A 20,890-nucleotide genomic window follows, 5' to 3' on the forward strand; every position below is an offset into this window, starting at 1 on the left:
GGCCCGCGCCGGTTCAGGGAAGCTCAGGTCAGCAGCGCAAGGCGTCCCGCGCGGTGCGGGGAAGCCGCCGGCTGTCGGGGCAAGGCAGCCCGCGCCGGTGCGGGAAACCACCGGCCGTCGGCGCAAGGCAGCCCGCGCCGATGCGGGAAGCCGCCAGCCGTCGGCGCAAGGCAGCCCGCGCCGGTTCAGGGAAGCTCAGGTCAGCAGCGCAAGGCGTCCCGCGCGGTGCGGGGAAGGCGCCGGCTGTCTAGGCACGGTGTCGGGCCACCGGTACGGGGCGGGCGGGCGGCTGTCAGCGCAGCGCCTCCGCGACCTCCCGGGCCGCGTCGACGACCCGCGGCCCCACCCGTTCCGGTACCGCCTCGGCCAGCATCACCACACCCACGCTGCCCTCGACGCCCGTCACACCCAGCAGCGGCGCCGCGGCCCCCCAGGCGCCCGCCTCCAGCTCCCCGTGGGTCAGCATGTAGCCGGGTTCGGCCCTCGGGTGCTGCCGGGCCGCGAGTATCGCCTTGCCGGCGGCGCCCCGGTCCAGGGGATGCCGGAACCCGGCGCGGTAGGCGACGTGGTAGTCCGTCCAGGTCGGCTCCACGACGGCCACGGCCAGCGCGTCCGCCCCGTCGACCATGGTCAGATGCGCCGTCGCGCCGATGTCCTCGGCCAGTGACCGCAGCGCCGGCATCGCGGCCTCCCGCACCAGCGGATGGACCTGGCGCCCCAGACGCAGCACGCCGAGCCCGACCCGGGCACGTCCGCCGAGGTCACGGCGTATGAGGGCGTGCTGTTCCAGCGTGGCGAGCAACCGGTACACAACGGTCCGGTTCACGCCCAGCCGGAGGGAGAGTTCGGTCACGGTCAGCCCGTGGTCCGTGTCGGCGAGCAGCTTGAGGACACGCAGTCCCCGGTCGAGCGTCTGGGAGGTCTCCGCGGTCACGACGCCCACTCCTTAGTGGTGAGGTCGGCGGCTCCCCGGTCGGCGGATGCGGCACCGAGTCCCGTCGGTGACGCGCTTCAGAGGCCGCCGATCGGTCGGCGGCCCGGCCTGTCCGGACCGCGTCGCTTCACGGCTGCGCTCCGCGGCGGCGCTGCCACGGGGCGTGTGCGTAGCCGGACAGTAGCGAAGCAGGTTCGCTGAGCGGAAGTCTCCGTCCAGAATCCGGGCACGGGTGGCTCCGTTTGCCCACATACGCGCAACAGAGGGACTCGCTCCGCACCACTGCACACACGACACCCACACATCCGGAAGCCGGTGTGGCAGCCTCGGCGAGGGGCGTCACTTCATCCGGGTCGCCCACTCCTGCACCTTGGCGATCCGCTGCCGCAACTGCCCCGCCGTGGCCTCCGCCGCCGGAGGCCCCCCGCACACCCGCCGAAGCTCCGTGTGGATCACCCCGTGCGGCTTGCCGCTCTGGTGGACGTACGCGCCGACCATCGTGTTGAGCTGGCGCCGCAGCTCCATCATCTCCTTGTGGGAGACCACGGGCCGCCGCTCGGCGGGCACTTCGAGCAGGTCGGCTTCCTCGTCCGGCTTCTTGCGGCTGTGCGCGATCTGCCGGGCCTGCCGCTTCTGCAGCAGCAGCTGCACCTGGTCGGGCTCCAGCAGACCCGGGATGCCGAGGTAGTCCTGCTCCTCCTCGCTGCCCGGGTGCGCCTGCATGCCGAACTCGGCGCCGTTGTACATGACCCGGTCGAAGACGGCCTCGGACTCCAGCGCCTCGAAGGAGAACTGCTCCTGCTCGCCGGTGTCCTCGTCCTGCTCCCGGTTCGCCTCGTCCATCTCCTTCTCGGACTCGGCGTAGGGGTCCTCCTCGCCCTCCTTCTTGGGCTTGTCGAGGACGTGGTCGCGCTCGCGCTCCATCTCGTTGGCGAAGGAGAGCAGATCGGGCACGGTCGGCAGGAACACCGAGGCGGTCTCGCCCCGCCGCCGGGACCGTACGAAACGCCCCACGGCCTGGGCGAAGAACAGCGGGGTGGAGATGGTGGTGGCGTACACCCCGACCGCGAGCCGGGGCACGTCGACACCCTCGGACACCATCCGCACGGCGACCATCCACCGGTCGTTGTTCGCGCTGAACTCGTCGATCCGCTCGGAGGCGCCGGAGTCGTCGGACAGCACGAGGGTCGCCTTGCTGCCGGTGATCTCCCGGATGAGCTTGGCGTACGCGCGCGCCGAGTCCTGGTCGGAGGCGATGACGAGCGCGCCGGCGTCCGGGATGGCCTTCCTGACCTCGGTCAGCCGCTGGTCGGCGGCGCGCAGCACCGACGGCATCCACTCACCGCGCGGGTCGAGGGCGGTCCGCCACGCCTGGCTGATGGCGTCCTTGGTCATGGGCTCGCCGAGCCGGGCCGCGATCTCGTCACCGGCCTTGGTGCGCCAGCGCATGTTGCCGCTGTAGGAGAGGAAGATGACGGGCCGCACGACGTTGTCGGCGAGGGCGTTGCCGTAGCCGTAGGTGTAGTCGGCGGCGGAGCGCCGGATGCCGTCGTTCCCCTCCTCGTACGTCACGAAGGGGATGGGGTTGGTGTCGGACCGGAAGGGCGTACCGGTCAGGGCGAGCCGTCGGGTCGCGGGCTCGAAGGCCTCCAGGCAGGCCTCGCCCCAGGACTTGCTGTCGCCGGCGTGGTGGATCTCGTCGAGGATGACGAGCGTCTTGCGCTGTTCCACGCGGTTGCGGTGGAGCATGGGCCGGACGCCGACACCGGCGTACGTCACGGCGACGCCGTGGTACTCCCGGCCGAGCGGCCCGGCGCTGTACTCCGGGTCGAGCTTGATCCCTATGCGGGCCGCGGCCTCCGCCCACTGCTTCTTCAGGTGCTCGGTCGGGGCGACGACGGTCACCTGCTGCACCACGTGGTGGTGCAGCATCCAGGAGGCCAGCGTCAGCGCGAAGGTCGTCTTGCCGGCGCCGGGGGTGGCGACCGCCAGGAAGTCCCGGGGCTGCTCCTGGATGTACTTCTCCATCGCGCCCTGCTGCCAGGCGCGCAGCTTGCTGGCGGTACCCCAGGGGGCGCGGCCGGGGAACGCCGGGGACAGGTGGTGCGAGGCGGAACTGGTGCCGGCGGTGGTAGTCACGGTCTCCGTTGGGGGTCGGGCGGCTCGTGCGAGGGAGCCTGACGGCTCGGCTACGTATGACAACCGGGCCACCCTACCGGCGGCCCGGGCCGGCCAACGCGCGGACCGGCCCGGGGCACCCGCGGGTGGGACCGACGTCACAGCCCCCGCAACCGCCCCGCGATCCTCCCGACCTCCCCCTCGGCCCCGGAGGCCACGTCGACGACCAGCGCGTAGGCCACGTCCTGGTCCACCGCCGCCAGGTCGACGCCGTTGAGGGCGAGGAAGGTGGCGGTGGCCAGCCAGGCGGTGCGCTTGTTGCCGTCGACGAGGGGGTGGTTGGCGGCGAGGGCGTGGAGCAGGGCGGCCGCCTGCTCGAACAGGTCCTCGTAGGCGGCCGTCCCGAACATCCGGGCGCGGGGGCGGTGCACGGCGGAGACCAGCAGCCCGGCGGCGCGCGCCTCGGGCGGCCGGCCGCCGAAGGCGATCTCGGCGATGGCGGTGACCTCGCCGACGGTCAGGTACCGGGTGTCCCTGGTCATTCGCCGAGCCTCCGCAACAAGTCGGCGTGGCGCCGCGCGAGCCCCTCAGCGACGGCCCGCACGCGTCCGGTCTCCTGCCGCAGGCATCCGCGCACGGCGTCCAGCGCCACGTCCTCGGGCGCGCGCCCCTGCGCATCGGCGAGGTCGTCGAGGGCGGCCCGGAGGGCGGGGTCGAGGGGCAGAACGATCTCGGACATGGGCAGAGGCTATGACCGGACGGGGACGGCAGGCGACCGCTTTACGCCCGTCACTCCCACAGCCGGAGACGGCAGACGACCGCTTCAGACCCGCCGCTCCCACAGCCGGACGGCAGACGACCGCTTCAGGCCCGCCGCTCCCACAGCCGGACGGCAGACGACCGCTTCAGGCCCGCCGCTCCCGCAGCCGCGTCGACACCCAGGCCCCGGCCAGCGCGACCGCCGCCATCGGCAGGAACACCGCGGTGAAGGCGGCCGGGTGGGTGCCGGAGGCATGGGCGGCGGTCGAATGGGCCACCGTGCCGCCGCCCAGCGCGGCGAAGGCGGCGCCTCCGGCGGACAGGAGGACGACGTTGGAGAGACCGTCGGAGATCTGGAGGGCGGCGGAGTTGGTGCCGGCCTCCTCGGGGGCGGACAGCTTGAGCAGCAGCACGCTCGTGGAGGAGATCACGAGGCCCATGCCGAAACAGCCGAAGGCCCAGGCGACGGCAAGGGTCCAGACAGGCACGGAGTCGACGAGCACGCTCGGCGCCGTAGCGATGGCCGCGGCGACCAGGAGCATGCCGACGGTCGTCAGCCGCTCCCGATACGGTTCCAGCCGCGACCGCGACTGGACCCAGGACCCCAGCGCCCACGTCCCACCGCCCGCGGCGAGCGAGAACCCGGCCAGGGTCGGGCTGAGCCCGCGCTGGGTGACCAGCATCAGCGGCACGAAGGACTCGGCGGCGATGAAGGACCCGGCGGCGACGCCCCGCAACAGCACGACGGACGGCAGCCCGCGAGCGGCCCGGTAGGTGCCGCGCGGCAGCAGCCCGAGCACGGCGGGCACGAGCAGGGCCACGCCGAGCGCACCCGGCAGGAGCGAGAGGGGACGCAAGTCCTGCGCGGCGTACTGGAGGAGACCGGCGCCGAGGGAGATGGTCAGGGCCAGCCGGATGCGCCGACGGTCGAAGGAGCCGGGCGAGGCGGGCGCCGGGGCGGGCCGGTCGGTTGCCCGCACCGGATCCGACGTGGCGGGCCGGTCGGTTGCCCGCACCGGATCCGACGTGGCGGGCCGGTCGGCGAGGGCGGTCCGTTCCGCGGGGACGAGCAGGTCGGGACTCTGTGCCGTGGTGGACTCGGCAGCGGTGTGCCCCGCCGGGCCGGACGCCCGCCGCCGTATCTGCGGCAGTGCGAGCGCGAGCGGGAAGACGACGAGCACGGGTATCCCCACGAACACCCATCGCCATCCCAACTGCTCGGTCACCGTGCCGGCGGCGAGCGGGCCGACGATCGACGGCAGCACCCAGCTCGCGGCGAACGCGGCCATGATGGACGGCCGCAGCCGCTCCGGGTAGGCCCGCCCGACGACGACGTACAGCGCGACGATCACCAACCCGCCGCCGAGCCCCTGCACGGCCCGCCCGAGGATGAAGACCCACATCGTCCCGGCGGTCCCGGACAGCAGCAGTCCGGCCCCGAAGGAGGCGATGCCCGCCGTCAACGGTCCCAGGGGGCCGCGCCGGTCCGACCACTGCCCGGAGAGCACCATCCCGAACAGACTGGTCGTGAAGTACCCGGAGAACGCGAACGCGTACAGGGACACCCCGTCCAGCTCCCGGGCCGCCACGGGCATCGCCGTCCCCACGGCGGTCGCCTCGAAGGCGATGAGCAGCACGACGGAGACGATCCCGACACTCAACGCCCGGTAGGCCGCCCCCAGCACGCCCTCTTCCCGCTCTGCCGCGGAGGGCGGTTCAGCTTCCCGCTCTGCCGCGGAGAGTGGTTCAGCGGCTTCCTCGACATCGGCATCTCGCGGCTTCGGGACGGTCATGACCGCCAGCGTAAGGTGCACGCCCCACTTTGACCCCTGTCCCGAGACGGTCCCCATCTGAGACCTTGGTCGTACGCCCCTCTTCTCGGCCCCCGCCTTCATGAACCGCGTATGGCAGTCACATTGCAGCCCGCCCTATGCCCTTGAGCCCCGCCCCGCCCCGCCCTACGGTCATGACACCGAGTGCAAACACGGCCGTGTGCCCGAGTGGTTCAGGGGCTCGCCTGCAAAGCGAGTTACGTGGGTTCGAATCCCGCCACGGCCTCCATTGTCAGCCCCCCGAACGGCAACCGTCGTTCGGGCAGAGTGTGACGCGTGCCGGGTGTGGCGGTGAAGGTGGCCGTCGTTCCGGCCTCGAAGCTCGAGGTGCACGTGCCGGTCGGGTTCGGCTGCGGAGTGTCTTCCGTTCCGTCAGCCGGCGTTCGGAAGTGCTGCCGGGTCGGTGTCCCCGTCGGCCCTTCGTCGTGCCGCGCGCGCGTTTTCCGCGCGTACGGCGTCCAGCCATCGCCAGATGCCCGCCTCCTCCGGGCTCAGACCGGGGCAGGCGATGCGATGCGGGACGCGGCACACCGCACCGGGTGCGGGCTCGTCCTCGCGGCTGTTCCACGCCGTGCCGCCCGAGTCCACGTACCAGCGGTGCCATGCGGGCACCATGTGCGCGGGTACCGGCATGCCCGGTTCGAGGAGGACATGAGTGCCGTAGTAGGTGACGTGCCGCTCACCGGTCAGCCCGCAGTGGGGGCATTCGGGTGGGGCGGGTGGCTCGGGCCCGGTGGCGCCTTCCGTCGCGGCCTGCGCCCGGTCGGTGTTCTCCCACGGCCGCGGCGCGTCCGGTGGCCGCTGCCGGTGTCCGTCGGGGTCGGGTAACGGGATGATGCTCGACTCGTCTGTGTCCCCCATGTCCCGAGCATGCGCGGGAGTTCAGGGGCGAGGAAGGGCGCGTTCAGGGCGCAACGGGGCAATCCGCCGCATGCCCCGGTCCGGCGCACCGTCGATCTCCGGGCCCGGGAAAGTCCCGCACAACCCCGAGCGCCTCTCAGGTGTCCAGAACATGACCGGTAGCCCATGCTCCGGTCGTCGTGCCTACCGGGGACGACGAGGAATCCCGACGAGGAGAATCACCGTGCACCTCCGCCCCTCGGCAGCCGTCCTGGCCGCTGCCGTGATCGCCGTCGCCGGTCCCGCTGTCGCCGCGCCCCTGGCGCACGCGGAGGGGGGCGAGCCCGAGCTGGTCGTGTCGGCCCTGCCGTCCGCGACTCCCAAGCCGGGTGAGGTCTACGACAAGTCCGTCACCCTCACCAACAAGGGCACGGCCGCCGTGGACGGGGTCGCCTTCCGAGTGCGTCTGACGCGTGGGCTGGACTTCCCCGAGCCGGTGAAGGGCTGCACCTACTCGACCGTCGAGGACCAGGTGCGGCAGGCACTCTGCGAGCTCGACACGGTCATCGCACCCGGCGCCTCCGTCACCACGCCCGTCCGGTTCAAGGCGCTGGACAAAGCCCTGATGGAGTCCGTCGAGTACGGCACGAGCGCGAGCGGTGACACCCCGGGCGAGGGGTTCGACGACAGCTACCGGCGGCTCACCCTGACCGCGGACAACACCGCCGATCTCGTCGCCGTCGGTGAGGAGATGGAGGCGCTGGCCGGCGAGAAGCAGTCGATCAGGGCGACCCTGCGCAACGACGGCCCCGGCTGGGTGCAGAACCAGGAGAGCGACGACCTTCCGGCCCTGCTGGTGCAGATCCCGCCGGGCACCGTGGCCGTCGGTGTGCCGAAGGACTGCGCGCCGTTCGGGATCGACGGACCGAGCGGACCTCAGGGGACCACGGGCAAGCCCAAGTACGTGTGCTGGCCGCAGGACGGGACGATCGACGTCGGCCAGTCCCTGGCCTACACCTTCATGCTGAAGATCAAGGAGTCCGCGCAGGACACGAAGGGCGAGATCAAGGCGTCGTCCGTCTACGACATCGCCCCCGAGTACGACACGAACCGGGCCAACAACACCGCCGTGATCAGCATCGACCTGCCGAGCGACTACGAGCCGGAGCCGAGCCCCTCGGGCGGCGCCGACGGTGGTTCGGGCAACGGCGGGAACGGCAACGACCCCGAGGGGCAGGCCGCCGGAGGCACGGGCGCCACCGCTTCCCCCTCGGCGTCCGCGTCGCCCTCGGAGGGCACCACGACCGGGGGCTCCACCGGCACCTCGACCGGCAGCACCACCGGCGGCAGCCTCGCCACGACCGGCTCCGACGGCACCCCCCTCCTCGCCGGTGCCGCTGCCACCGCCGCGGTGATCGGTGGCGGCCTGGTCTTCGCCGTACGCCGCCGCAGCGCCGCCAAGTCCGCCTGACGGCACGGCCGTCAGAGCACCCCGCCGGCCTCGTCCTGGAACGCGTCCGTCCAGTAGTGGCGGACCGTTCCATCCGCGGTGACGCCCGTGGGGTCCACCGTCGACAGGACCTGGAGCATCGTCATGGCCAGCTGGTCGTAGGTGTCCGTCGTCAGTTCGTGGGACGACTGGGCGTCTATCGCCCGCTCGCGGTGCAGGAGCCAGAGGGTGAAGGCGAGGGTCGACACGTCCGTGTTGAGCGGGTACAGCGTCGCCTCGGGTTCGCTCCAGTTCAGGACGGCGCCCGTCGCGCCGTCGACGACCAGGTTGTTGTCCTCGACCAGGTGGCCGAGGCGGATCAGGCGGTGGGCCCCCGCGGGGAGTTCGCCCGGGGTGTCGGTGTCGGCGTAGTACTCGGAGAGCGTCGCCAGGGGGACGTCCGTGTCGAGGGAGAAGACGTGGGCGTCCTCCGGCAGGCCCACCTCGCGCAGGAAGCGGCGGGTCGGTTCGTGCGTGAGGGTCGCGGGGAAGTCGACGTCCTCGAAGCGCGCCACCTTGCCGGGGCCGAACTCCTGGTCCAGGAGGCGGTGCGGGAGGTCCAGGGAGAGGCCGGACGCGCCGCCGCGGCCCGCCACCAGGGACAGGGGGCGGATCAGGGCCGCCATCTTCCAGAACGGGGCCGGTTCGCCGTCCGCGCCGTCCCTGAACACCGCGAGCAGGTGCTGCGAGGCCTCCGCCACCGCCTTGAGGCCGTAGCGGCCCGCGTAGGAGGCGAACTGGCCGCGCAGACCTGCCAGTTCGTCCGTCGCCTCCGCGAAGCGGACCAGCGTCCGCAGCGAGGGGGCCAGGGGGCGGCGGTCCATCAGGTCGGGGCGGTCGTGCAGGACGTACGTCGTCGAGATCTCGCCCGTCGCGCCGTCCAGCAGGACCGACTCCGTCTCCAGGCCGACGGGGCCCAGCAGTCCGCCTATCACCAGCTGCTCGCGCAGCTCGGCCGGGAGGCGGTCGTCCGGGCCGCCGGTCGAGTCGGCGACCGTGCGCAGGCCTTCGCGGCTCAGCTCCGCGAAGCTCAGCACGCCGCTGTCGCCGGGCAGTCCGGGGCCGGTCAGCCAGTGCCGCGAGGACGCGTGCGTCACCCACGGGTCCAGCTCGGACTCTGTCAGGGTGATCACCGCGGAACCGGCGTCGGTCATACTCATGGGCTCCCCCGCATGTGCTTGCTCACCGTCCCCTGGCGGAGCACGGCAGACCGCCCGGACCAGCCCGGCAGCCGTTCCCCACTGCCCAGAACAGTACGCCCCACCACTGACAACGCCCCGGAACAGCGACGCGCGCCCGGCCACCACGCCGCGTCACCTCACAAGACGCTCGAAGCACCCCCGCGCGTTCCCTTTACGCCGAAATCGCTTTCATTCTCTGGCGCCGCGTCAGTTCCACACTGACGGAGCGGAGTCCTGTGCGCGGGATCCGGGCCGGGCCCTGCGGGCGGCCGCGGCCTCAGCCCCGTTCCGTCACCACCGCTGCCTGGGGGCGGATCGGGAGGCGGTTCACGGGACGGCCCGTCGCGGCGCGGACGGCCGACGCGACGGCCGCCGGGGACGCCACCACCGGCACCGCGCTGACCGCCTTCGCGCCGAAGGGGGCGACGACGTCCCGTTCCTCCACCAGCCGGACGATGCGGATGTCGGGCGCGTCGAGGGCGGTCGGGAGGGCGTAACCGGTCAGGTCGGGGTGGCGGACGATGCCGCGCGGTGTGCGGAGGTTCTCGGTGAGCGCGATGCCCACGCCCTGGGTCACGCCCGCCTCGATCCGGGCGGCGAGCTGGGTCGGGTTCAGGACGCGGCCCACGTCCTGGGCGACGGCCAGTTCCACCACCCGCACGGAACCGATCTCGATGTCGACGTCCACCACCGCGCGGATCGCGCAGAAGGCCATGCCCACGAAGGCGTCGCCCTGGCCGGTCTCGTCCAGCGGCTCGGTCGGGTGCGGGCGGCACTGGGCGGTGGCCCACAGCTCCTTGCCGTCCAGCGCCTCGGTGACGGTCGTGGAGAGGACCCCGTCGTACGACGTGATCTTCCCGTCGGTGATCTGGAGCAGCTCCGTCGACATGCCGAACTTGTGGGCGAGCGGCTGGAGGAGCTGCGTGCGGACCATCTTCGCCGCGCGCTCCACCGCGCCGCCCGAGACCCAGGTGTGGCGGCCGCGGCAGCCCGGGCCCGCCGGGGGCTGGTCGGTGTCGACCGGCGCCACGTGCACCTCGTCGATGCCGAGCGTCTCCTGGACGATCTGCCGGGCCAGTGTCGTGAAGCCCTGGCCGGTCTCGACGGCCGCGCACAGGACCGTCGCGACCCCGTCGTGGACCTTCACCGTGGCCGTGGACACCTCGTCCGCGCCCTCAGCGCCGAGCATGTGCACCATGCCCACGCCGTAGCCCACGCCCCGGCGCACCGCGCCCGGCTCCCCCGCGCCCTCGGGGCCGCCGGGCAGCAGCCACTCGTCCTCGGGGGTGTCCTTCGGCAGGGGCGGCAGCGGGAAGTCCCGTACGGCCTGGAGGAGTTCGGCCACCGGGGCCGGGCAGGTCACGGTCTGGCCGGTCGGCAGCACGTCGCCGGTCGCCAGTGCGTTGCGCAGCCGCACTTCCGCCGGGTCGAGGCCGAGCTTCTTGGCGATCTTGTCCATCTGAGCCTCGTAGGCGGCGCAGACCTGCATGGCGCCTTCGCCGCGTACGTGGCCGGACGGGGGGTTGTTGGTGCGGACGGCCCAGCCTTCGATGAAGGCGTTCGGGATGACGTACGGGCCGCAGGCGAACGCGACGGCGGCGGCCAGGGCCTCGGAGGAGGTGTCGGCGTAGGCGCCCGCGTCGAGCAGGATCTGCGCCTCGACCTTGACGAGTCTGCCCTCGGCGTCGGCGTGGTGGCGGTAGCGCAGCAGGGTGGGGTGCCGGTGGACGTGGCCGAGGAAGGACTCCTCGCGCGTGGCGGTGAGCTTCACCGGGCAGCCGGTGCGCAGCGCGAGCAGGCCGAGCGGAAGCTGGAAGCCCTGGTCCTCGCGGTCGGCCGTGGCGCCGGGGACGCCGGTGACGACGATCTTGACGCGCTCGGGTTCCAGCCCGAAGGCGGCGGCGGCCGCGTCGCGGTCGGCGTGCGGGTCGGTGGAGGCGAGGTACAGCTCCACCCCGCCGTCCGGTCGCGGCACGGCCAGGCCCGCCTCGGCGCCGATGGGCGCGGGGTCCTGGCGGCCGATGCGGTACAGGCCCTCGACGACGATCTCGCCGGCCGCCTCCGGGTCGCCGTGGCGCAGCGGGATGTGCCGGATCAGGTTGCCGTCGGGGTGCAGCGGTTCGGCCTCGAAGGCCTGCTCCGGGTCGGTCACCGGGTCGAGTACCTCGTACTCGACGATGACGGCGGCCGCCGCCATGCGCGCGGTGTCCGGGTGGTCGGCGGCGACGGCGGCGATGGGCTCGCCGTGGTGGCGCACGACCTCGGAGGCGAAGACCGGGCGGTCGGCCGTGCGGCGACCGTGGAACGGGCTGCCGGGGATGTCCTCGTGGGTGACGACGGCGCGGACGCCGGGCATCTCGCGCGCGTGGGTGGTGTCGATGGACACGATGCGCGCGTGCGGGTGCGGTGAGCGCAGCACGGCCGCCCAGAGCAGGCCCTCGGCCCACAGGTCGGCGGCGTAGGGGAAGGTGCCCTCCGTCTTGGCGCGGGCGTCGGCGGGCGGGAGCGAGGCGCCGATGCCGTGCGGGAGCGGTTCCGGGGCCGGGGCGGCCTCCGCGGCCTGTGCGGCCTGGGCGGTGGCTGCTTCGTTGCTCACGCGGGGCCTCCGTCCTGGCCGTAGGGCTGGTCGTGCGCTTCTGGGGAGTGCGGTCCGGGGGCGTGCGGTTCCGGGGGCGCCCCGAAGGCCGACGCGTTCACGCCACCGGCGCCCGGGCCCGCCTGGCGCGGGATGCGGGCCTCTTCGGTGTCGGCGTCGCCCTGCGCGGAGTGGGCCTCGCGTTCGGCGACGACTTCCTTGACGGCGTCCACCACGCCCCGGTAGCCCGAGCAGCGGCACAGGTTGCCGCACAGCGCCTGGCGGGTCTCCAACTCGGTGGGCGCCGGGTTGCCCTCCAGCAGGTCGTGCACGGTCATCGCCATGCCGGGGACGCAGAAGCCGCACTGCACGGCGCCGCAGCGCGCGAGCGCCCGCTGCACGTCCGACGGCCGGCCGTCCTCGGCCAGGCCCTCGACGGTACGGACCTCGCTGCCGGCGGCGGTCACGGCAGGGACCAGGCAGGACGCCACCAGCCGCCCGTCGACCTGGACGTTGCACGCGCCGCACTCGCCCTGCGAGCAGCCGTCCTTGGCGCCCGCGAGTCCGAGCCGCTCACGCAGCACGTACAGCAGGGACTCGCCGATCCACGCGTCGGTGACGGGGCGTTCGGTGCCGTTGACGCGCAGGACGTACGAGGCGAGGGGGTGTTCCTCCTGGGGGCCGGTGCCGGACGGGGCGTCCGGGGCGCCGGCCGGGTGGGGCGCCGGGTCCTCGTCCGGGGCCGGGTCGTCCTGGGGCCCGCCGTCGGCGGTCTCCTGGCCGGTGTCGGCGTCGGCGTCCGCCTCCGCCGGGGCCGACAGGGGCCCTGCAGCGGGCTCGGAGGGGCTGTCGGCGGCCTCCGGGGCGCCTGGAGCGTCCGGCGCGTCCGCGGCACCCTCGGCGTGCTCACCGGCTCCGGGAGCCGCCTGTGAGGCGTCGTAGGCGTCCTGCGGGATCGAGGCGCCTTCCGGGCGCGCCTCGGGCAGGGGTTCACCGGGGAACTCGCCAGGGAAGTCGCCGGGTGCCTCGGCGTACGGGGTCTCGGGCTGGTGAGCGGCGGGCATGGGGTGACCGGCGGAGCCGGACGACTCGGGCCCGTGCCCGGGGAGGTCGGCGGACTCCGGCCCCTGGTCGGCGTACTCGGCCCGGTCGGGCCCCTGCTCGGCGAACTCGCCCTGCTCCGGCTGCTGCCCGGCGTACTTCCCCTCATCGGGCCCGTGCCCGGCGTATTCGCCCTGGTCGGGCCCGTGCCCGGCGTATTCGCCCTGGTCGGCCCCGTGCCCGGCGTATTCGCCCTGATCGGGCCCGTACTCACCCTGTTCCGGTCCCGGCTCGGTGTACTCGCCCCGCTCCGGCTCCTGGTCGGCGAACGGGGAGGGGTCCGTCGGGTGACCGGTCTCCCCGGGCCCCGCCGGTGCGTAGTCCGATGGCTGGGGCGCGTGAGGGGCGCCGGGCGTCTCCACCGCGTGGCCGAAGTCCCCGGGGTGCGCGGGGCCGGTGTCCTCGTGAGCTCCCGGCGCATGCACGTCCTGTGGATGCCGGGGCCCCGACTCGTCCGGGCCCGCCTGCTGCTCCGGTGCGTATCCGGAGGCCGGTCCGGCTTCGCCCCGCTGCGCCTGCGCGTGGCCCTGGTCGTGCGCGTGGCCCTGGTCGTGCGCGTGGCCCTGATCGTGCCCGTGGCCCTCGTCGTGCCCGTGCCCGTGGGGATGGCCCGGGTGGGCCGCCTCCTGCCCCGCTGTGTCCTGCGGGTCCTGCTGCCCCCACGGCCGGCCCGCGGCCTGCGTCGCCCAGGGTGCGGGCGCGCCGCCGGGCAGCGTGGCCGGCGGGGTGCCGCCCCACTGCTCGACCAGCGAGGACGTGGTGAATTCACCCGACTCGTCCGGAAGGTCGCCCCCGGCGACGGGGATGGACCACTGCCCGGTCACGTCATGGCCGGGCGCGGCCTCGGCCGCCGCCGCGGCCTCCTCGAAGTTCCACTGGCCGGTCACCGGGGGGTTGTACGTGAACCGGTCGTCCCCGCCGTACTGCGGGGCCGTCGCGCCGGAGCCGTAGGGCGTCCCGGGGTCGTACGGAGCTTCGGAGCCGCCGTAGGACTGCTCGGGCACGTCGTGGCCCTGCTGCTGGTGCGCCCCGTGCTCGTGACCGTGCTGCTGGTGCGCGGCGTTCGCATCGTGCCACTGCGCCCCGTCGACCGGCGCGCCCGGCACCGGCCACGCGCCCGTGGCCGCCGGGTCGGTGCCGGCCGTCGTCGCGGGGTTGACCGCTATCTGCGGCGGTACGTAGCCGTGGCCGGGCGCGGCCAGCGGGCTGTCGGCGGCCAGCAGGGCGTCGACGCCCCCCTCGGGCAGTTCGACGAAGGCGGTGGCGCCGTCGTCGTACTCGCCCTGGGGCAGCGGGTCCCAGCGGCTCCCACCCCGGGGCGTGCCCTCTCCGTGCTGGTCGTCGGTCACGACAGCGCCCTCCCCAGTGCTCGTCGGGCCAGCGCGGCGACGGTGCGCCGCAGGTGCAGTACGGCGGGCGGAAGCGGTGCGACCGAGCCGTCCTCGGCCGGCGCCGCGTCGGGGATGCAGGCCGCGGCGACGTACTCCCCGAAGGCGTTCAGCGCCTCCGGGACGAGCGCGCGGTTGTTGTCCCAGTCGATGAGGCCGGCCACCCACTGCTCGGCCTCCAGGGGCCGCAGCGCCATCGGCGCTATGGCACCCACCGCGCAGCGCACACCCCGGCGCGCGGGGTCCAGGACCAGGGCCACGGAGGCGACCGCACGCCCCGGACCGGTCCGGCCGGTCGCCTTCAGGAAGACCTGCGGGGCGTGCAGCAGCGGCACGCGCACGAAGCCGATGAGTTCGCCGGCGCGCAGCATGTCCATCCCGGCCAGCAGGTGCGAGACGGGGATCTCCCGGCGGGCTCCGCCCGGCCCCGCGATGATCAGGGTCGCCTCCAGGGCGGCCAGCACCGGCAGCGCGTCGCCGGTGGGGGCGGCCGAGGCGATGTTGCCGCCCAGGGTGCCCGCGTTGCGGATGTGCGGCGGGCCCGCGGCGCGCGCGGCGGCGGCGAGCGCCGGGATCAGGGCCGCGAAGTCGGGGCGGCCCATGCGCGCGTGCGTGAGGCCCGCGCCGAGCAGCGCGTGACCGTCCAGGTACTGCCAGCCGCGGATCTCGCTGATCCGGCCGAGTCCCACCAGCGCGGCGGGCCTGAGCTGCCCGGAGTTGACGGCGGCCATCAGGTCGGTGCCGCCCGCGACGGGCACGGCGGCGGGCACGGCGGTGAGCGCCGCGACGGCCTCGTCCAGCGTCGTGGGCAGCGTGACGGCCTGCGCCGCCTGCGGTGCGTGCGTGGTCAAACCGGCTGCCCCTTCCCGCTGCCCCACCTGGTCCCACCTGTGCTGCCGTACGGTACGTGCTGACAGGGCGGACGTGGCAACTCTGGCACATCTTGGCGAGAGCCGAAGACACGGGTCCGCTAGGAGGCATTCGCCCACCTCACCGGCGAGATGGTCCGTTTTCGCATAGGTTCGCCAATGCATGCCGATTGGCACTTTCGGTGACCCTTGTGCGCTTTTTCCGTGGCCTGTTCGAGCTGTTCGGTCGCGGCGGCCGGCGCTACCGGCTGGGTGGCGGGCCGTCGATCGGGCGGCCCACGACCCCGGGGCGCCGCTGCCAGGGCAGCGGACCGGTCGGGGGCCGGTAGGCGACGCCCAGGGCGTCGAGGCGCCGGTAGTGGGTGGTCATGCGGTGCTGGAACTCGGCGAAATCCCGTTCCGCCGGGGCGGGCAGGGCGCTCCAGGCCACTTCGGCGAAGGCCGCGAGGCGGGGGAAGGCCTGGTAGTCCACGCGTGCGTGGTCCTCCATCACCTCGGTCCACAGGTTGGCCTGCGTGCCCAGCACGTGCCGGGCTTCCTCGGGCGTCAACTCCGGTGGAACGGGCTCGAACCGGTAGACGTCCTCCAGGGTGCGCACCCACCCGATCGGTACCGGCTCCTCGGGCCCCGGGTCCTGACGGTGGTCCAGGTACACCTGCTGCTCGGGGCACATGACGACGTCGTGGCCGGCCCGGGCGGCGGCGATGCCTCCGGCGTAGCCCCGCCAGGAGGACACGGCGGCGCCCTCGGCCAGACCGCCCTCCAGGATCTCGTCCCAGCCGATCAGCCGCCGTCCGCGCGCGGCGAGCCAGGTGTCGAAGTGCCCGATGAACCAGGACTGGAGCTCGTCCTCGTCCGCCAGCCCGAGTTCCCTGATGCGCGCCTGGGCCGTCTTCGACCGCCGCCACTGGTCCTTGGGGCATTCGTCGCCGCCGATGTGCACGAACTCGGAGGGGAACAACCGGAGCACTTCCTCGAGGACGCCCTCGTAGAAGCGCAGGGTGTTGTCAGTGGGGGCGAGTACGTTCGGGTTGATTCCCCAGGTGTCCCAGACGGAGAGGGCGGTCGTGTCGATGACGTCGGTGTTGCCGAGTTCCGGGTATGCGGCGATGGCGGCCTGCGAGTGGCCGGGTACGTCGATTTCGGGGACGACGGTGATATGCCGCTGGGCGGCGTAGGCGACGATCTCGCGGATGTCGTCCTGGGTGTAGTAGCCGCCGTGCGGCTTGTCCTCCCACAACGGCGAGGCGCGGTGGCCGGTTTTCGTACGGGCACGCCAGGAGCCGATCTCGGTCAGCCGCGGATGCCGCTCGATCTCGATGCGCCAGCCCTGGTCGTCCGTCAGATGGAAGTGGAAGACGTTGAGTTTGTGCGCCGCCATCAGATCGAGGTAGCGCAGTACGCCTTCCTTGGGCGTGAAGTGCCGGGCGACGTCGAGCATCAGACCGCGCCAGCGGAATCGGGGGGCGTCCTCGATCCTGAGATACGGCACGCTCCAAACGCGGTCGCGATCGAGCGGGGCCCTGCGGTAGGCCTCCGGGCCGAGAAGCTGCCGCAGCGTCTGGGCGCCCCAGAAGACACCGGCCGCGCCGCCGCCCTCGACGAGGACGCCGAAGCGGTCGCTGACGAGGCGGTACTCCTCGGGGCCGAGGCCGGGGTCGAGTCGCAGCCCGATGCCGCCCTCGGCGTCGTCGAGCTCCCGCCCCTCGCGCAGCGGCAGGCCGGTGGCCTGCCGAAGTACGGCGCCGAGCCAGTGGCCGACGCCTTCCGTCGCGGGGTCGGCGTAGAGCCGTGAGTGCCGTGTCAACCGCGCCTCGCCGGAACCGGCGACGGCACTGCGGGGCGCGGGAATCAGTTCGGTCACGTCAGTCCTTCACCGCTCCGCCCAGTCCGGAGACCAGGCGCCGCTGTACGAGTACGAAGAAGACCAGGACCGGGATCGTCATGACCGTGGAGGCGGCCATGACTCCGCCCCAGTCCGGGTCGTCGGGCTTGCAGAAGACGAGCAGGGCCATCGGCAGCGTCGACTGCGAGGTGTCGCTGATGATGAACGACTTGGCGAACAGGAAGTCGTTCCAGGCGGAGATGAACGAGAACACGCCGGTGGCCACGAGACCCGGCAGGACGAGTGGGAAAAAGATCTGCCAGAGGAATCGTGCCCTGCTCGCCCCGTCGATGTACGCGGCCTCCTCCAGCGCCTCCGGAACGGCTTTCACGAACCCCCGCAGCATCCAGATCGCGAAGGGCGGTGAGAAGACGATGCGGGGCAGCACCAACGAACCCAGCGTGTTCAGCTGACCGGCGTCCCGCATGAGGAGGAAGAGGGGGATGGTCAGGGCTTCCACGGGCACCGTCCGGGCCACCAGAAACATGATCAGAAGGGTGGTCCGGAGGCGGAAGCGGAATCGTGTGACGGCGGTCGCGGCGAGAAACGCGACCAGCCCGGAGGCGATCACGACACAGCCCGCCACGACAAGGCTGTTGAGGAAGTAGCGGCCGAATTCCTGCTGCCCGAAGACACGTCGGAAGGAATCGAGAGAGGGCGCGAGCGTCCACCGCCGGGGTTCGCTCGATTCGATCTCCCCGGCCGGTTCGAAGGCGCTGAGCACCATCCGGTACAAGGGAAAGGCGACGACGACCACGATCAGCAGGGCGGAGGCCTCGGCAGCCAGTCGGTTTCGCGGCGCGTATCTTCCGTGCGGTGGAGGCCAGTTCGTCCATCGCCCTCGGGACGGACAGGCCGAGCTCCTCGAACACGTCCGTGCGGTGGTACAAGGCGCGGACGCCGACGTAGGACGGGGCTCCGTAGAGCCTGCCGTCCACCGTCACCGACTGCTTCGCCGTCGGGTCGGTGTCCTTCGCCTCGCTCCAGTCGGCCAACTCCTCCGTGATGTCGAGGGACGGACAGCTTCATGAAGTGATCCTCCGAGGGAGCGTTGCAGCATGCGCAATGAAGGTTTCGCTGTGCACAACACATCGGAGGCTAGGGACTGCATGAACACGCCCGCAAGAGGTCTCAACCACTCTGTGACCGGCGGACGCACCCTGCGCAACGCCCGGACAGCACAAAAGCCCCCAGGGGTGCGCGAAACGCACCCTGGGGGCCTCACACTCCGCGGGTAGGGCCTACTTGTCGCCCTTGTCGTCGTCTCCGGAGCTCATGGACTCGTAGATCTCCTTGCACATGGGACACACGGGGTACTTCTTCGGGTCGCGGCCCGGTACCCAGACCTTGCCGCACAGCGCCACGACGGGGGTGCCGTCGAGGGCGCTCGCCATGATCTTGTCCTTCTGGACGTAATGGGCGAAGCGCTCGTGGTCACCGTCACCGTGGGAGGTCTGCGGCGTCGGCTCAACGAGGGTCCCCGTACCAGTCCCGCGCTCGGGCTCGAGAGTGCTCATAGGGCCAAGGGTACTGAAGCTCACACGCATCAGTTGAGCGAAGGGTCGTCCGGGTACGTCGCGACCATCGCCAGCTCGCTGCGCTGGCGGCGCAGCACCTCGCGCCAGAGCCGCTCGGGAGACGGGGACGAGACGTCACCGGGCTCCGACTCGACCACGTACCAGGCGCCGTCCGCCAGCTCGTCCTCCAGCTGACCCGGGCCCCAGCCGGCGTACCCGGCGAAGATGCGCAGGGAGCCGAGAGCGGAGGCCAGCAGCTCCGGCGGGGCCTCCAGATCGACCAGGCCGATCGCGCCGTGCACCCGGCGCCAGCCCAGCGGGGCGGCCTCGCCCGTCGCGCCGCCGGGGACGACCGCGACACCGAGGGCGGAGTCCAGCGACACCGGGCCGCCCTGGAACACGACACCCGGTTCCACGGCGAGATCCCCCCAGCCCTCCAGGATGTCCCCCACGTCCACCGGGGTGGGGCGGTTGAGGACGACGCCGAGCGAGCCCTCCTCGTCGTGGTCGAGGAGCAGCACCACCGCACGGTCGAAGTTCGGGTCCGCCAGGGCGGGGGTGGCCACGAGCAACCGCCCTGTGAGCGAGGACACCTCGGTCATGGCAGACATGATCCCGCATTCTCCCCGCGCGTGGGGAGGCAATGCGGCACAGGAAGGGGGCCGCAGCTCAGGGCGCACCGAAGCGTCCCGCGCGCACGAAACCGGCCGTGACCCCATGTGCCCGGCACGGAACGGTTCGTGTTGTGACAGAGCGGTGACGTGGCTGGGTCTCACTCAGGCTTACAGAAGGGGGGTGGTGGGCGATTACCCTTTCCCTTCTGGCCCCTGCCCGACTCCATGGAACGCGAGATTCATGACCGTCAACGACGATGTCCTGCTTGTCCACGGCGGAACCCCGCTGGAGGGCGAGATCCGTGTCCGCGGTGCGAAGAACCTCGTACCGAAGGCCATGGTCGCAGCGCTGCTGGGCAGCGCTCCGAGCCGGCTGCGCAACGTTCCTGACATCCGCGACGTCCGGGTCGTGCGGGGTCTGCTGCAGCTGCACGGCGTGACGGTCCGTCCGGGTGACGAGCCCGGCGAACTGGTGATGGATCCGACGCGCGTGGAGAGCGCGAACGTCGCTGACATCGATGCCCACGCGGGTTCCAGCCGTATCCCGATCCTGTTCTGCGGTCCGCTTCTGCACCGTCTCGGCCACGCCTTCATCCCGGGCCTCGGCGGCTGCGACATCGGCGGCCGGCCCATCGACTTCCACTTCGAGGTGCTGCGGCAGTTCGGCGCGAAGATCGAGAAGCGTGACGACGGCCAATACCTGGAGGCGCCCCGGCGGCTGCGCGGCACGAAGATCGCCCTGCCGTACCCGTCCGTCGGCGCGACCGAGCAGGTGCTGCTGACGGCCGTCCTGGCGGAGGGCGTCACGGAGCTGTCCAACGCGGCCGTCGAGCCGGAGATCGAGGACCTCATCTGCGTGCTGCAGAAGATGGGCGCGATCATCGCGATGGACACCGACCGGACGATCCGCATCACGGGTGTGGACCAGCTCGGCGGCTACAACCACCGCGCCCTCCCGGACCGCCTGGAGGCCGCGTCCTGGGCGTCGGCGGCGCTGGCGACCGAGGGCGACATCTACGTCCGCGGCGCGCAGCAGCGCTCGATGATGACGTTCCTGAACACCTACCGGAAGGTGGGCGGTGCCTTCGAGATCGACGACGAGGGCATCCGCTTCTGGCACCCCGGCGGCCAGCTGAAGTCCATCGCGCTGGAGACGGACGTGCACCCCGGCTTCCAGACGGACTGGCAGCAGCCGCTGGTCGTGGCCCTGACCCAGGCCACGGGCCTGTCGATCATCCACGAGACGGTCTACGAGTCCCGCCTCGGCTTCACATCCGCCCTGAACCAGATGGGCGCGCACATCCAGCTCTACCGCGAGTGCCTGGGCGGCTCGAACTGCCGCTTCGGCCAGCGCAACTTCCTGCACTCGGCCGTCGTCTCGGGCCCGACCAAGCTGCAGGGCGCGGACCTGGTCATCCCCGACCTCCGCGGCGGCTTCTCGTACCTGATCGCGGCCCTGGCGGCCCAGGGCACGTCCCGCGTCCACGGCATCGGCCTCATCAACCGCGGCTACGAGAACTTCATGGAGAAGCTCGTGGAGCTCGGCGCGAAGGTCGAGCTGCCCGGTAAGGCGCTCGGCTGACCCCGGCCCCGCGGCCACGCCCGTCCGGCTGGGGGTCCGGGGGTCATCCCCCGGGCAGGCACAGCATGGAGAAGCTCGTGGAGCTCGGCGCGAAGGTCGAGCTGCCCGGCAAGGCGCTCGGCTGACCCCGGCCCCGCGGCCACGCCCGTCCGGCTGGGGGTCCGGGGGTCATCCCCCGGGCAGGCACAGCATGGAGAAGCTCGTGG

The 20,890-nt window shown here is 72.6% G+C and carries 16 protein-coding genes, 1 tRNA gene and 1 pseudogene; 3 read left to right on the plus strand and 15 right to left on the minus strand.

The window, feature by feature from the left end:
- Positions 1-292: 292 nt before the first annotated feature.
- The 5 genes from ACFY5B_RS05715 to ACFY5B_RS05735 all read right to left on the minus strand — a co-directional run bounded on the left by ACFY5B_RS05715 (position 293) and on the right by ACFY5B_RS05735 (position 5,604).
- Positions 293-934 (minus strand): IclR family transcriptional regulator, encoded by a 642-nt coding sequence (locus ACFY5B_RS05715; protein WP_389964958.1) that lies wholly within the window; start codon positions 932-934, stop codon positions 293-295.
- Between the two features lie 339 nt (positions 935-1,273).
- Positions 1,274-3,073 carry a DEAD/DEAH box helicase gene (locus ACFY5B_RS05720; RefSeq protein WP_389964961.1) on the minus strand — a complete coding sequence of 600 codons (1,800 nt, stop codon included), beginning with the start codon at positions 3,071-3,073 and terminating at the stop codon, positions 1,274-1,276.
- A gap of 137 nt (positions 3,074-3,210) precedes the next feature.
- Positions 3,211-3,594: a type II toxin-antitoxin system death-on-curing family toxin gene (locus ACFY5B_RS05725; RefSeq protein ID WP_344454178.1), complete on the minus strand. Its 384-nt coding sequence runs from the start codon at positions 3,592-3,594 to the stop codon at positions 3,211-3,213.
- Complete coding sequence (locus tag ACFY5B_RS05730) at positions 3,591-3,791, minus strand: hypothetical protein (RefSeq protein ID WP_389964964.1); 201 nt, start codon at positions 3,789-3,791, stop codon at positions 3,591-3,593. Before ACFY5B_RS05730 ends, ACFY5B_RS05725 begins: the two co-directional genes overlap by 4 nt.
- A 166-nt stretch (positions 3,792-3,957) precedes the next feature.
- Positions 3,958-5,604: an MFS transporter gene (locus ACFY5B_RS05735; RefSeq protein ID WP_389964967.1), complete on the minus strand. Its 1,647-nt coding sequence runs from the start codon at positions 5,602-5,604 to the stop codon at positions 3,958-3,960.
- Positions 5,605-5,797: 193 nt separating this feature from the next.
- On the opposite strand from ACFY5B_RS05735, the gene ACFY5B_RS05740 reads away from it, so the two are divergent.
- A tRNA-Cys gene (locus ACFY5B_RS05740) sits at positions 5,798-5,872 on the plus strand.
- 143 nt (positions 5,873-6,015) lie between these two features.
- On the opposite strand, the gene ACFY5B_RS05745 is transcribed toward ACFY5B_RS05740, so the two are convergent.
- Positions 6,016-6,504, minus strand: coding sequence for a DUF6083 domain-containing protein (locus ACFY5B_RS05745; protein WP_389964969.1), 489 nt, complete (start codon positions 6,502-6,504; stop codon positions 6,016-6,018).
- Positions 6,505-6,727: 223 nt separating this feature from the next.
- On the opposite strand from ACFY5B_RS05745, the gene ACFY5B_RS05750 reads away from it, so the two are divergent.
- Complete coding sequence (locus tag ACFY5B_RS05750; RefSeq protein ID WP_389964972.1) at positions 6,728-7,954, plus strand: LPXTG cell wall anchor domain-containing protein; 1,227 nt, start codon at positions 6,728-6,730, stop codon at positions 7,952-7,954.
- An 11-nt stretch (positions 7,955-7,965) separates the two neighbouring features.
- Here the strand turns inward: ACFY5B_RS05750 and ACFY5B_RS05755 are convergent, their stop codons facing one another.
- The 9 genes and pseudogenes from ACFY5B_RS05755 to ACFY5B_RS05795 all read right to left on the minus strand — a co-directional run bounded on the left by ACFY5B_RS05755 (position 7,966) and on the right by ACFY5B_RS05795 (position 19,090).
- Positions 7,966-9,132 carry an SUKH-4 family immunity protein gene (locus tag ACFY5B_RS05755; RefSeq protein WP_389964975.1) on the minus strand — a complete coding sequence of 389 codons (1,167 nt, stop codon included), beginning with the start codon at positions 9,130-9,132 and terminating at the stop codon, positions 7,966-7,968.
- Between the two features lie 298 nt (positions 9,133-9,430).
- Positions 9,431-11,749 carry a xanthine dehydrogenase family protein molybdopterin-binding subunit gene (locus ACFY5B_RS05760; protein WP_389964978.1) on the minus strand — a complete coding sequence of 773 codons (2,319 nt, stop codon included), beginning with the start codon at positions 11,747-11,749 and terminating at the stop codon, positions 9,431-9,433.
- Positions 11,746-14,178: a 2Fe-2S iron-sulfur cluster-binding protein gene (locus ACFY5B_RS05765; RefSeq protein ID WP_389964980.1), complete on the minus strand. Its 2,433-nt coding sequence runs from the start codon at positions 14,176-14,178 to the stop codon at positions 11,746-11,748. Before ACFY5B_RS05765 ends, ACFY5B_RS05760 begins: the two co-directional genes overlap by 4 nt.
- The gene (locus tag ACFY5B_RS05770) at positions 14,175-15,068 is read right to left on the minus strand and encodes a xanthine dehydrogenase family protein subunit M (RefSeq protein ID WP_053669840.1); all 894 of its coding nucleotides are present in this window, start codon (positions 15,066-15,068) and stop codon (positions 14,175-14,177) included. The genes ACFY5B_RS05765 and ACFY5B_RS05770 overlap by 4 nt, the downstream gene beginning before the upstream one ends.
- Before the next feature lie 259 nt (positions 15,069-15,327).
- The gene (locus ACFY5B_RS05775) at positions 15,328-16,950 is read right to left on the minus strand and encodes a beta-N-acetylhexosaminidase (protein WP_389964983.1); all 1,623 of its coding nucleotides are present in this window, start codon (positions 16,948-16,950) and stop codon (positions 15,328-15,330) included.
- Between the two features lies 1 nt (position 16,951).
- Positions 16,952-17,758: a carbohydrate ABC transporter permease gene (locus ACFY5B_RS05780; RefSeq protein ID WP_389965168.1), complete on the minus strand. Its 807-nt coding sequence runs from the start codon at positions 17,756-17,758 to the stop codon at positions 16,952-16,954.
- A gap of 1 nt (position 17,759) precedes the next feature.
- Positions 17,760-17,981 (minus strand): annotated as a pseudogene (locus ACFY5B_RS05785) (extracellular solute-binding protein); the annotation flags it as partial.
- 231 nt (positions 17,982-18,212) lie between these two features.
- Positions 18,213-18,488 carry a DUF3039 domain-containing protein gene (locus ACFY5B_RS05790; RefSeq protein WP_033308193.1) on the minus strand — a complete coding sequence of 92 codons (276 nt, stop codon included), beginning with the start codon at positions 18,486-18,488 and terminating at the stop codon, positions 18,213-18,215.
- Positions 18,489-18,517: 29 nt separating this feature from the next.
- Complete coding sequence (locus ACFY5B_RS05795; RefSeq protein WP_389964986.1) at positions 18,518-19,090, minus strand: YqgE/AlgH family protein; 573 nt, start codon at positions 19,088-19,090, stop codon at positions 18,518-18,520.
- A gap of 253 nt (positions 19,091-19,343) precedes the next feature.
- Between ACFY5B_RS05795 and murA the strand changes: the two genes are divergently transcribed.
- Entirely contained in the window at positions 19,344-20,684 is a 1,341-nt protein-coding gene (murA, locus tag ACFY5B_RS05800) for a UDP-N-acetylglucosamine 1-carboxyvinyltransferase (RefSeq protein WP_389964989.1), read from the plus strand.
- Positions 20,685-20,890: the final 206 nt, after the last annotated feature.

Origin of the sequence: Streptomyces sp. NPDC013187, from assembly GCF_042899705.1 — a bacterium.
Taxonomy (GTDB): Bacteria; Actinomycetota; Actinomycetes; order Streptomycetales; family Streptomycetaceae; genus Streptomyces; species Streptomyces hawaiiensis_A.

What these genes read in the sequence shown, in the direction of transcription:
- ACFY5B_RS05725 (WP_344454178.1), bottom strand. Translation starts at nt 3,594, where the DNA reads ATGACCAGGGACACCCGGTACCTGACCGTCGGCGAGGTCACCGCCATC.
- ACFY5B_RS05730 (WP_389964964.1), bottom strand. Translation starts at nt 3,791, where the DNA reads ATGTCCGAGATCGTTCTGCCCCTCGACCCCGCCCTCCGGGCCGCCCTC.
- ACFY5B_RS05735 (WP_389964967.1), bottom strand. Translation starts at nt 5,604, where the DNA reads ATGACCGTCCCGAAGCCGCGAGATGCCGATGTCGAGGAAGCCGCTGAA.
- ACFY5B_RS05745 (WP_389964969.1), bottom strand. Translation starts at nt 6,504, where the DNA reads ATGGGGGACACAGACGAGTCGAGCATCATCCCGTTACCCGACCCCGAC.
- ACFY5B_RS05755 (WP_389964975.1), bottom strand. Translation starts at nt 9,132, where the DNA reads ATGAGTATGACCGACGCCGGTTCCGCGGTGATCACCCTGACAGAGTCC.
- ACFY5B_RS05790 (WP_033308193.1), bottom strand. Translation starts at nt 18,488, where the DNA reads ATGAGCACTCTCGAGCCCGAGCGCGGGACTGGTACGGGGACCCTCGTT.
- ACFY5B_RS05795 (WP_389964986.1), bottom strand. Translation starts at nt 19,090, where the DNA reads ATGACCGAGGTGTCCTCGCTCACAGGGCGGTTGCTCGTGGCCACCCCC.
- murA (WP_389964989.1), top strand. Translation starts at nt 19,344, where the DNA reads ATGACCGTCAACGACGATGTCCTGCTTGTCCACGGCGGAACCCCGCTG.